Raw genomic sequence first — 12,129 nt, forward strand, 5'->3', positions numbered from 1 at the left:
GGGCTCTAGAAAAATTCGTCAAAGTCAAACAGGTACGGCAACGGCGGGGCCGATCACGGCGACATCGCGCCGGAACGGGTCAAGATTACTGATGCACAGGATGGCGGCGCTGCGGTTCTCGGCTTCCTGCCGCGCCAGGGCCAGCGCGGTCAGCCAGGTAACGCCGCCGCAGCTGCCGCAGCTGGCACCGACGCTGAGCACATCGATGCCGGGATCGAGCTGCGGCGTCGATGTCGATATCACGCCCATCAACTCCATGACGCGGCTGGTCCGGTGATCGGTGTCGGCGGCGACCAGGGCGATGGACGAGGCCTCGCGGCGGGCGCCGTGCAGGGCCTTGGTGCTGAGTTCCTGCAGCAGGTCTGCGCTGGAGCGCTTGGAGTCGTCGGCGGAATGGGGCAGCTGGCCGCTGCTCATGGCCAGTAATTGCGGCAGCTCGCCGCCGTACGCCAGCAGCCTGGCTTGGGTGGCGTCGGCCAGCAGCAGGCCGGCCGCACCTTCGCCGGGGATGCGGCCTTGCGGATGATTGGAGCTGAACAGCGCGGTGGCGTTGGCCATGCGTTCGACGCTGTCGGCACCGATGTGCGAGCCGCAGGCCACGACCATGCTCAGTGCGGGCGGCTCACTCGACAGCAGCCGCGCCAGCACGGTGCCCGCCTCGGTGTCGGCCGCGCCGCGTTCGGGGGCGATGGCGATGCGGTCTTCTGGCCATCCGGCCTGGATCGCCAGGTGACGGAACCAGAGGGCTGCGGCCTGGCGCTGTTCAGGTTTCCATTCTGGCGGCCATACGGGATGTAGATTCAGTACTGGCAGCGGTGACGGTTCACGCTGGGCGATGTGGCCGGCGTGGGCCTCCAGCAGCGTGTGGACGGCAAGATGACCGGACAGTTCGTTCACCACTTCGCTGCCGGCGCTCAGCGCGCGCCATTGCTCGTCGTTGAAGTGCGGCTCCTGTGCGTTGGCGGCCAGCCAGTCCATCATTTCCGCGCGCAGTGCCTCGGCATCAAGGTCGGCGATGCGGGCACTCATGATCGGGTAGCCGTATGCGTCGATGAGTTCCGGGTCCAGCGCGGGACGCGGATTGTCGTCAGCCAGTGCGGCGCTTAGTTCAGCGGGCGACATGCCGTGCGGCGCGCGCACTGCGGCGGCCACCAGCGACAACCATGGTCCGCGTGCTGGTTCCACCGGTGCTTCGCCCTGCGCGGCGACATCGCCGGCTGCGGCGCCGGCGGCAGGCGCGCTGATGGCGCGATAGATCTGCCGGCCCAGCCAGAACGCGGCCAGCAAGGCCAGCGGCAGCACCAGCAGGTACAGCACCAGATCATCGGTGGCCGGCATGCGGTTGTTCGCCCGCCAGTACCAGACGGCACCCATCCAGCTGGCGCCGAACGCCAGGATCGCTATCATCAGATTTTTAAGCCATACCGCCATGTTTTGCCCGTACCTTATCGTTTCATCACGCCGGGCATACGCAGTTCCGTGTGCCCGAAGTCCATCATTTTCCAGCGCCCGCCCCAGGTCAGGCCCAGCGACTCGGCCACTTCGCCGTAGAGCTGATAGCCGCGCATGGCCCACGGGTCTTTTTCCGAGATCACCAGCTTGCCGTCGCGCAGAAACGCGCAGTCGGCGGCCAGGCCGTATTGGTGCCAGCTCTGGAACGCGGCGGCGTTGGTGACGTTAGGCCCCAATGCGGCCAGCGCGTTCTGGCGTTCCGGGCTGCGGTAGCCTTCCAGGATCGCCATATCGTAGCCGTGCTTCTCCTTCATGATCTTGAAGGCCATCAGCAAGCGCTGCGCGTAGGCGGCGTCCATCAAGGCCCAGTCGCGGCTCGCGGAGACCAGCATCGGCCGCTCCAGCGCCACTTCGGCCGAGGCGAACACCAGCGGCGGCAGCGCCTGCGGCGGCACCAGCTGCTCGCCTTGCAGCAGATCGGCGACCTGGGTGTTGACTTCCCTGGTCGAGGTGTCGAAGCCGCTCAGCGTGGTCTTGGAACTCATCAGCAGGGCCAGTAGCGGCGGCACGCAGATCAGCACCGCGCCGCCCAGGCACAAGGCATAGTGCTGGCGCAGGAAGCCGGCGAGCTCGCTGGCCGAGGCGCGCCCCGTGCGGCCGAACGCGCTGGCGTCCTGCTGGCGGCGGCGGGCAATCTGGCCCATGCGTTGCTGCAGCCGCTGGCCGGCGCCGGCCAGCGCGTTGAGCACGAATTCGCGCCCGGCCGGGAACAAGACCATCCAGCTGATCAAGCAGGCAAGTACGAAATAGAGTGCGATTGCCAGTATCAGCACGGCAGTTCCTCTCCAGCATAGCGTTGCATCAATAGTGTCCTTAAAGCATTGCTTTCAGTATATCTTACAGTTATGACAATCCAGCGCACGATTGAAATCGCCCTATGAAACGACGGGAATCCGGGGTGCGCACTGTTGACTTCGTACTATGCGTCGCGTTTTCCTTGAATCGCGTAAAGTAATGCGAAATTAACAAGGAGTACATTTTGCAACGTCAAGACGATCGCCCTTCGAAGGGAGGCAGGCCCAGTCTTCTTTCCTCGGAACAGCAAGGGGAGGCCGAGCGCCAGCGCATTCTGAGCACCTTGGACAGCAAACCGGTTGCGCCTGGGGCCGCCGTTGCCCGCAGCGCGGACAAACGCCCCGGCAGGTTGATGGTATGGGGCGCGCTGGGCGCTGGCGTGCTGGTGGCGGCAGGCGGCGCGCTGGCCTGGATGAGCAATACGCCGGACGAGGACAGCGTGGCGGTCGCTGTGGCCGCTGTGGCCGCTGCGCCGGTCAAGCCGGTAGCGGTGGCGGCGACTGCTGCTCCGGCCGAGCCTGAGGTGTCGACCGCGGCGATATTGGAGGAGGCGCCCGCCGCCGCTGCCGTTCCCGAGAAGCTGCCCTCACTGAAGGAAATGTTGGTCGCTCCGGCCAAGCCGAAAGCCGCGCCCGACGAATTGACGCGGGCGTTGGAACGGCCGCAAGCGAAGGCGCCGCAGTTGGCCAAGGTTGAGCACAAGACTGAACACAAGGCCGAGCACAAGCCTGAGCGCAAAGCCGACAACGTCAAGCTGGCCCAGAAGACGTCGGCGGCCAAGGATAAGGACAAGCCGGCGGCCAAGCAGCCTGACAACGACGTTACGCTGATTACCGCGCTGATGGCGCACTTGCAGACCCGTCCACCGGTCAAGAAGACCAGCACGCCTGCCGAGCAGCTCAAGACCTGCAAGCAGTACAACGCTGCCGGCGAAGAGCAGTGCCGCGCACGCCTGTGCGCAGCCGACGCCAAGAAAGAGCCGGAATGCAAGGCTGCTCCCGGAGCGAAAACCGCATCGAACTCATGAGTACCGCCTTACTGGAACAAATCACCACCGCCTTGGCGCAATTTTCCAGCGCCACGCGTCTGTACGCGCTGGAGCTGGAGAGCGACGATGCCGACCTGGGCTCAGGCGGCTTGCTGGTGGAAGCCTTTGCCGCCGACGATCTGGTGCAAGGCACGGGCGTGCGCGACATCATCGTGCTGTCGACCAACGCGCACGTCGAGCTGGCATCGTTGCTGGGCAAGCCGGCCAGCCTCGAAGTAAGCCTGGCGGACGGCAGCCGCATCACCTTCAGTGGCGACATCTCGCAGGCGGCCATGCTGGGCAGTGAAGGTGGCCTGGCGCGTTTCCGCTTGCGGCTGACCCCGTGGCTGTGGCGCCTGAGCCAAGCGCGCAATAGCCGCGTATGGCAGGACAAGACGGTCGTCGAGATCGTCGAATCGGTCTTCGAACAATATCAGCCGCTGGCGCAATGGCGCTGGAGCGACGAGGTCGACAGCTTCCTGGCCGACGTGCCGCGGCGCAGCTATTGCTGCCAATACCGCGAGTCGGACTACGATTTCGTGCTGCGCCTGCTGACCGAGGAGGGCCTTGCCTGGCGCTTCGAGGAGACCGAGGACGGCTTGTGCCTGGTGCTGTTTGCCGACAGCAGCCAGCTCAGCGCGGTGCCGGAGGACGCCAGCAGCGAGGCTGGCGGCGGCATCCGCTACCACGGCGTGCGCGCCGGCGAGCAGCAGGACACCATCCAGGCCTTACAGGCGCGGCGGGCCATCTCGGCGACGCTGACCACCTTGCTCAGCTACGATTACAAGGCCAAGCAGGCTGTCGGCGCCAGTGCGCCGGCCATGCAGCAGTACAAGAAATTGCCGGCGCTGGAGAGCTACGACGTTCCCGGCCAATACGCCTATACGAACAACGGACTGGCGCAGCATTACGCCGAATTGCAGATGCAGGCGCGCGAAGCCCGCAGCCAGTTGTGGCGGGGCCGCTCGACGGTGCGCACGCTGGCAGCGGGCCGGCGCGTCAGCGTCACGCAGGGGCCGCTGGTGGCCGCCGAGGGGGCTGCTGTGCCGGCTTACACGGTGCTGCGCGTGAGCAGCGTCGGCGTCAACAATTTGCCGTCGCCGGCCCAGCACGGCTTGGCCGAACTGTTCGGCCCCATCCCCGAATTGCTGGAAGAGCTGGCGCTGCAGCACGACGACGAGTTCGCGCTGGTGATCGAGCAGGCGCGCAAGACCGGCTATGCGAATAGCTTCGAGGCGGTCGCCGCGGACGTGATCTGGCGTCCTCAACTGCCGGACAGCGATGGCCGCAACCATCAGAAGCCGACGGCCTTGGGCACGCAGAGCGCCATCGTCATCAGCGCGGACGGTTCAGACCAGCCGGCCGGCGCCGACGAGCTGCATTGCGACGCGCTGGGCCGCGTGCGCATCCGCTATCACTGGCAGGACAGCGGAGACGCCAGCTGCTGGGTGCGCGTCGCCCAGCGCTCGGCCGGTGGCGGCATGGGTAGCCAGTTCCTGCCGCGCGTGGGGCAGGAGGTGCTGGTGCAATTCATCGAGAACGATATCGACCGGCCCGTCATCGTTGGCGCCTTGTACAACGGCCAGGGCGAGGGTGGCGTGGCGCCCACGCCGGCGGGACAGGCTGCCGGCGACTGCCAGGCTTCGGTGTTCAATCCGGCCAGCGATCATGCGCCTTCGGCGCAGGGCAATCTGGCGGCCGGCAACAGTCCCGTGTGGCACGGCGCTTCCGCCGATACGGCCGGTCACGGCAACGCGACGGCGCAGTGGGGCTTGCGCAGCAAGGAGTTTGGTGGGACTGGCTATAACCAGTTGCTGTTCGACGATACCGATGCGCAGGGGCGCGTGCAGCTGCGCTCGACGCACGCGGCCAGCGAGCTGACGTTGGGTCATCTGATCCACAGCGCCGACAACTATCGCGGCAGTCTGCGCGGGCAGGGGGCCGAGCTGCGCACCGATGCGTATGGCGCGGTGCGTGCGGCAGGCGGCTTGCTGGTGTCGAGCTATGCGATCAGTCACAGCGGCAGTGAGCGGGAGCCGATGGGCGATAACACGGCCGGCATCGCGTTGTTGAAACAGGCGGTGCAGTTGGGCCAGACGTTCAGCGATGCGGCCAAGACGCATGAGACGGTTGCCTTGGCTACGCATCTGGGCGCCACCAAGGCAAATGGCAGCGTGCTGGACGAGAAGTCGGCGCCGTTGAAGGCGATGCTGGCCGCAGTGTCTGGCATGGTGGGCAACGCCAGCCTGGATGCAGCCAAGGCCGATGCAGGTGAGAAGAAAACCGCACCTGGGGATGATCAGTTACCGCATGCCAGTTCGCCGATCATCGCCGTCAGCGGCAAGGGTGGCCTGAGCGTGACGGCGGGTCAGGCGATGCAGATCTCCAACGGTGAAACGATCGCCTTGATGAGCGGCGGCGATACGCAGTTCGTCAGTGGCGGACAGTTGCGTGTGCAAAGCCAGCAGGCCATCGGCGTGTTGGGCGGCGCGGTCAAAGCGGGCGACAACAATATTGGTGTGCAGATGATCGCTGCCAAGGATGCGGTTGATATCCAGGCGCAAGCAGATGTGCTGAAGGTGCAGGCGCGCGATGAGATCAATGTGATCAGTGCTAATGCAGCAATTGATTGGGCTGCTGCAAAGAGTATCAGTTTGTCGACAGCGGGTGGGGCGAATATCACTATCACTGGGGGGAACATCACGGTGCAGTGCCCCGGAAAATTGACTATACATGCAGGCACCAAGAATTTCCAGGGACCGGAGCGTACCAGTTACGCCATGCCATATCTACCGGTTTCAAATCTGCCGGATAAATATAGCAATCGCCTGGATATCTATGATGTCTTTGTTCAACATGCGTTTGGCAACATCGCTTATACCGCAAAGGTAGGTAAGAAGCGCGCTATCAAGGGAGTGCTGGACCAGCATGGAAGGTCGGAGCAAATTTATGCCAAGGATGATGCGGACAAGTTGGAGATACTTGCCGGGGCATCTCTGGATGAATGGGACATGATCGTCGACTACAAAGACGCATAGGGTGGGAGCGTGATTCGATAGAATCACACTCCCTTGACCCTAGTTTAGCTTCTGGAATTTTCCGGTATTTTGAAGCTGATACTGCGGCTTTCCATCCTCATCGGTGCAAATATAGTCCTTGGTGATGATGCAGCCTCGATTGATTTGATCGGTAACTTTGCCATCCTTGATCGCCAGGAATGCGCCCGACATGGTGTCCCGCTTTTCGCCTGCACCCGGCTCCAGGTCGTCTACGCGTACAAGCAATATGTCATTGAGCGGAGGCAGTACAACGAACGTCGGATGCAGCTTGTGGGCGAACGGATTAGCGTAATCGTCCGCATGGCGGGCGCCTCCTTTCTGATAATCATGTGTGCCGATCAACTGCGTCAAAACGTCGCTGTTGGGTGCCGCCACATAGGGGAAGTACACGGGCCCGCATTTCTCGATAGCCTGTGGAGCGCCTTTAATGCGAGGCAGCGTTGCCAGGCACAAGTTCGCATAGCTTGCCATGTTAAAAGGCAGCTGGCTAGGCTTGTGGCCATACAAGGGGGCAGCCGCTCCTGCTGATTTGCTCCCTGTGGCGTCCGCTCGCACAAAGCTGTAAAACGCCGAGCCGGCAAACGGTATGATCAGCTTATTGTCAACGACAAAAAAATCGCGCAGCGGCTTGTTGCAATCGGACGGCTGCGTGCTGGCCTGGTAGTAGCTAGTGGCTTTTGTCAGCGTAACGGAAAAATTCTTCAGCAGATATTTTTCCAATGAAGGCTCGTCCACGTCTTCCTTGGCCAGAGATTGAAAGGCATCAGAATAAGTATATTTCTGTGGCTTTAGGGTGACAATACACTTGGCGGACAACGCAAGTTGGCCATTGCTTATCTGCAGTGTCTGCCACGCGGGAGCGGGGACACTTTTCAGCTGGCCGAAATATTCCGCACCTTTTTCGTATTGCCAGGTACCCGACAGATCGGTCGCATGAACTGCAGCTGACGGCAGGATGGCAAGGGAAAACAGTACAGTAAGCTTGGGGTGCATCGAAAATCCTTTAGTGAGATGAATCATATACGTTATTCCTGAAAATCCTCATTTCCGCCTTGCGACGTTTTACCAGACCGTCGGTGCCGTTGTTCGTGATGTCCGCAAATTCGTCGCAGCAACCGTTGTAGTCCTTGGTATTAAGTTTGGATAGCAACTTGGGGAACTTGCTGAACCCGCCTGTATTGAAGGCAAGGCTGACCAAGGCATCATACTCTTGCTGATAGAGTGGAACCTGCACAAACAACGCAACCTTATCGGTGATGCGGCGAACGTCGTTCTTCAGGATTTCCTCTGCTTGAGGTCCGGTTACACCGCCTTTATATTTTTCATACTTGGGATCCTTGGCGGCTGCCATGCTGGCACAGGTCTGTTTGGCGATAAGATGCCCCCAGCCTATCGTGCAGTAATTTTCAGAATCGTCATAAGGGTTTTCGCCGAATTTTTCCCAGCCTTTGATGAAATCCAGTCCGGCTTTCGACAGCGACAGCGACGCCATGGGAATGCGGTCGGTTTTTTCCTGCGCAGGCTTTGGGGGAATTCCGCCGCAATTGACGAGTTTTAAACGCCCTTCGAGTTTTGCCGCCTCCATCAGCGGGGCACCATCCGCCATCGCTTGCGTGGTCGCGTAATAGCGATCCTTTTTGAAGGCATCGTCAAATTCACGAACATCGACATGCACCCAGCTGGTTGCACCCATGCTGGCTGGCTCCATCGAGAGCTTGGTGCTGTCGGGCCAGTTCATCTGGGCTCCGAGGCGGCCGATAAAGACATCTTTCCTTAGCTTGTCGATGTCGGCGCCGGCACAGCGGGTCTGGACCGCGCCTTTGCGGAACTGAAGATCAAGCGCGTTACCCATATGGTTAGTGGTAAGCCGACTGTGGGCCTTGTTGTCCATCCAACAGCGATAGCCGGAAGAAATACGCAGGAAGTGATATCCCAGCTGCTTGTCCTTGTCCGCAATATAAAACAGTGCTGCGCGGAAGCCCCACAGCAGACCGCGATGCATACCCGGGTACTCGATGCCGGCGTGCGGGTGCTTGGAGGCACTGAGCATGTTGGCCTGTGCCGATGTAGACTGACCATTCCCGAATCCGCCGCACTCGCCGCATTTGCATTTCATGTCGGCCAGATTAATCGGATATTTCTTGCGGAAGTCGTCCAGCGCCACCAGAACGTTGCCGCAGACTTTGCCGGTTTCCGGCACACCCATGTAATCGCGTTGAAACTGCTTTACGGCGGCCTCAGTTTTGGACGTGAACTCATCCCAACCCTTGGACTCCATGACGGTACCGCCGAATCCCGTCAGCCGAATATTGATTTCCTCGATCAGCGGTCCTTTGTCGCCCACTTTGATACAGCCAGATTTGTCGCACTCGAGTGCAACAGTCGTCTTGGGGGTGCCGGTCTGCCCGCGGTCATCAACGGTCTGGGTTGGCACGGGAACGCTATCGGCAGGAGCTTTTGCCTGTGGCGGCGTGTCTGCTGGTGGTTGGGCAGGCGGCGCTTGTTTTGCCGCAGGCGCTGACGTCTGCGGGGGCGATGCCGGAGCTGGCGAGCCGGCGGGTGCCGCTCCGCCTCGGGTATCCGGAGGCAGTTTGAGGACCTGGTCCGGATGAATAATGGCGGACAGCGGAATGTCGTTCAATTTCGCGATCGCTTGCGCGGTGGTGCCGTTATTCTTAGCTATCTTATCGAGTGTGTCGTGAGACTTGACGATATACGTTTTGCGCTTGTACTCGCCGGCTGCGCCGCTGTCTTTGGCCAACGGGAGTTCCTGTTTGACTTTTCCACTTAGCAGCTTGATTGAAAAATCTTTTGCCCATGGAACGAAAGTTTTTACTTTCTTCATTTCATCGCTGGCAAACCGGGCGACATGCAAGCTTAGGGGGAGACCTATCTCCGATACAAATGAAGCGATACGACCGTCGGCAGCGGTCACGCCTTTGGCAATAATTTTTCCCTGTTGCACTATGTGATATTTCAAGCCTGCGATGCTTTTTCCCAGCGGATCAAGCAAGTGCAAGTTGACTGTGCTTCGGAGATCGTCTGGATCGTGGTTGGAGGTGTCTGGCATATGCTACGGAAGTTACTCAAGTCTTGATTGCCTTTATTTTAACTTGGTTATCGGCAAAAATAACGTTAGCTCTTCAATCGTGCGCCCGTAGCGGTACCTGCACCTCAGGCGTGCGTCAGTCATGTTATTTGATGAACCGTCGGGCCATTGCGGTGGCGGCAACGAAGCCGCCATGCAAGCCGCAGACAAGGCGATTTCTCAGGCCCGCCCGCATCAGCAGCACATGCCCGCGCTGCACGGTGACGTTGCTGGATTGGTAGTTGTGGGCCGGCGTGCCGTAGCCGAGATCGATGCAGGCAAAGCGATGGCCGCACAGGTCTTCGATGGCCATGTGCAGTATCGTGGTTCCCACCGACAGATGGTCGAGCGCGTTATCGTGGAAGATGTTGAACAGGTGTAGCGTGTCGCCGGATCGCAAGCCGAGTATCAGCGCGCAGGGCTGGCCTCCGCAATCGACCTGATAGCACAGCAGCATGCCGTGTTGCGCCAGTCCCTGCATTTCCTCCGCCGTCCACAATTGAGCGCGATGCTCTGGCGTAGTCAGCCTGGACAGCGCCTCCAGCATGGACGGCAGTTGCTCCGGCCGCTCAATGCGATGCAAAGCCAACTGGCCGCCACCATGATCGCGCAACTGCCGCTGCTGCCGTTTGAGGTTGTAGCGTCGCTTGGAACCGAACTGTGCCATGAACGCTTCAAAGCTGGCTGGTAAGGGAATCCGATGACAGTCGCGCCAGTTGTTCAGCAAGTGCTTGCGATAGTTGCGTGCGTTGCCAGCGGCATCGTTGATGCAGCGCCACAGCTGGCTGTCCAGCGGCAGCGACGTCAGCGAGACGGCATGGCACTGAGGGAACTGCTCCAGCAGGAATTCGAACAGCAAATCCAGCAAGCCAGGCCGCGCGGACATCAACGGCGCGCTCCCGAGCAGGACAATGCTGAACGCAGGCAGCGAACCCAGGCGCAGGCGGCCGGTAGCAAACTCGAAACTGCGATGCCTCAGCATCAGGGGCACGATGCCGACCACGGTGCGGCTGGCGCGCTCCAGCACCGTGAACAGCCGCGGCGGCGCATGCTGTGATGCTGTACTGAGCAGATAGTTGAAGAACTCCGGACTCTGATATATGCGATCATGACTTTCGCTCTCGGTCAGCAGCTCGCGCCAGCGCTGCAGCAGGGCGCTGTCGCCGATGCGCTCGCTGGCGTCTTCAATAAGGTAGGTATCGTTGGACATGGTCGCAAGACGATCCCACATCCCGCGCCCGTGCTCCTTGATGCACATCGAAGCAGCGCGATCAGCGGCGCCGGCGCCACACTGTGTCCATCAAGGGCTTGACGCTGAAGCCGTGCACCAGTATCGACAGCATGACCACGAACAGCGCGATGCGCGTGAGCCTGGCCGCCAGCTCCGGCGCCAGGCCCGCTTCGATGGCGAACATCAGATAGTAGATCGAGCCGATGCCGCGCACGCCGAACCAGCCGGTCATGGCGCGCATGCGCAGGCTGGTGTCGCTGCCGGTCAAGCCCGCGAACACGCTCAGCGGGCGGGCGATCACGAACAGGAACAAGGCTGTCCACAAGGCATCCCATTGCACGCTGTTCAGCGCGATCATGCCGCCCAACAGCAGCACCAGGGTCAGCTCCGACAATCGTTCCAGATGTTCCTTGAACACCAGCGATTCGGCGCTGACGGTGAGTGGTGCTTCGTGGGTTTCGCTGGTCCTGGCAGATTCGGATTTCGCCGTGTCCGGCTCCATCAGTCCGTGGCGGTCCTTGGGGGCGCCGGCCAGCACCAGCTCGGTCTGCCGCAGCGCGACGGCGGCGAAGAATACCGCCAAAAATCCCGACGCCTTGAGCAGCGTGGCAATGCTATAGACAATGGCGATCGTGCCCAAGCCCACCAGGTCGTCCATGATTTCATGTTTCGGATCGCTGCCGCGCAGACGCCAGCTCAGCCGCGCGAGCAGCGCGCCGGCCGCCACGCCCACCAGCACCGCGCCCGCCGTGGCCCACAACACGTCGATCAGCAGCCAGCCGAGGTGATGGTGGCCGGTATCGGCCAACCCGAGCATGCCGAGGCCGAGCATGACGAAAGGGTAGGCGCTGCCGTCGTTCATGCCGGCTTCGCAGGTGAGGGTGAAGCGCAGCTGGTCCTTGTCGCCGGCGTGGCGGACCTGGACGTCGGTGGCCAGCACCGGATCGGTGGGCGCCAGGATGCCGCCGAGCAGGATCGCGGCCCCGGCCGGCAGCAGCAGCACGTAGTAGCCGAACAGCGCCACCAGCCCCACCGTCAGCGACATCGACAGCCAGGCCAGCCGCAGCGGCGCGTCCCAGCGCTGGCGCTTGAATGGCACCGGCATCTTGACCCCGGCCGAAAACAGTGAGATCAGCAGCGCGACCTCGGTCAGCACTTCCAGCAGGGCCGATTGCAACTTGGGATCGAAGCCAAAGATGTTGAGGCAGCTTGGCCCCAGCAGGATGCCGGCCCCCAGGTAGACGATGGCCGAGGTAAAGGGCGATTTCGAGATCGTGGTGGCCGCCAGCCCGCGTGCCAGCATCAGGCAGCCGACGAGCAAAAACCATAGAGTGGTGTTCACAAGTCTCCTTCGCAGCGGGGCGCTGACTTGCCGCGTAGTGTGGCCCGGCCTCCGGGTTGTGTCTGTGGCGTGGTT

General features: G+C 61.6%; 8 protein-coding genes. 2 read left to right on the forward strand and 6 right to left on the reverse strand.

All coding sequences use genetic code 11. The features are described 5' to 3' along the window. Positions 1-24: 24 nt before the first annotated feature. Together ACEN9O_RS22985 and ACEN9O_RS22990 are read right to left on the reverse strand one after the other, a co-directional pair. Positions 25-1,407, reverse strand: a complete 1,383-nt coding sequence (locus tag ACEN9O_RS22985) for a hypothetical protein (RefSeq protein WP_495614119.1) — start codon at positions 1,405-1,407, stop codon at positions 25-27. A 38-nt stretch (positions 1,408-1,445) separates the two neighbouring features. Beyond that, positions 1,446-2,285 (reverse strand): M15 family metallopeptidase, encoded by an 840-nt coding sequence (locus tag ACEN9O_RS22990; protein ID WP_495614120.1) that lies wholly within the window; start codon positions 2,283-2,285, stop codon positions 1,446-1,448. A gap of 305 nt (positions 2,286-2,590) precedes the next feature. Here ACEN9O_RS22990 and ACEN9O_RS22995 point away from each other — a divergent pair, with 305 nt between their 5' ends. Both ACEN9O_RS22995 and ACEN9O_RS23000 read left to right on the forward strand, forming a co-directional pair. Continuing rightward, the gene (locus ACEN9O_RS22995) at positions 2,591-3,334 is read left to right on the forward strand and encodes a hypothetical protein (protein ID WP_495614121.1); all 744 of its coding nucleotides are present in this window, start codon (positions 2,591-2,593) and stop codon (positions 3,332-3,334) included. Then, entirely contained in the window at positions 3,331-6,372 is a 3,042-nt protein-coding gene (locus ACEN9O_RS23000; protein WP_495614122.1) for a type VI secretion system Vgr family protein, read from the forward strand. The genes ACEN9O_RS22995 and ACEN9O_RS23000 overlap by 4 nt, the downstream gene beginning before the upstream one ends. A 39-nt stretch (positions 6,373-6,411) precedes the next feature. Here the strand turns inward: ACEN9O_RS23000 and ACEN9O_RS23005 are convergent, their stop codons facing one another. From ACEN9O_RS23005 to ACEN9O_RS23020, 4 genes are all read right to left on the reverse strand, one after another. Continuing rightward, complete coding sequence (locus ACEN9O_RS23005) at positions 6,412-7,413, reverse strand: hypothetical protein (RefSeq protein ID WP_495614123.1); 1,002 nt, start codon at positions 7,411-7,413, stop codon at positions 6,412-6,414. After that, positions 7,397-9,463 (reverse strand): glycoside hydrolase family protein, encoded by a 2,067-nt coding sequence (locus ACEN9O_RS23010; RefSeq protein ID WP_495614124.1) that lies wholly within the window; start codon positions 9,461-9,463, stop codon positions 7,397-7,399. The genes ACEN9O_RS23005 and ACEN9O_RS23010 overlap by 17 nt, the downstream gene beginning before the upstream one ends. A gap of 124 nt (positions 9,464-9,587) precedes the next feature. Then, positions 9,588-10,691, reverse strand: a complete 1,104-nt coding sequence (locus ACEN9O_RS23015; RefSeq protein ID WP_495614125.1) for a GNAT family N-acetyltransferase — start codon at positions 10,689-10,691, stop codon at positions 9,588-9,590. 61 nt (positions 10,692-10,752) lie between these two features. Then, positions 10,753-12,054, reverse strand: a complete 1,302-nt coding sequence (locus ACEN9O_RS23020; protein ID WP_495614126.1) for a cation:proton antiporter — start codon at positions 12,052-12,054, stop codon at positions 10,753-10,755. Positions 12,055-12,129 lie beyond the last annotated feature (75 nt).

The organism is Duganella sp. Dugasp78, assembly GCF_059491455.1.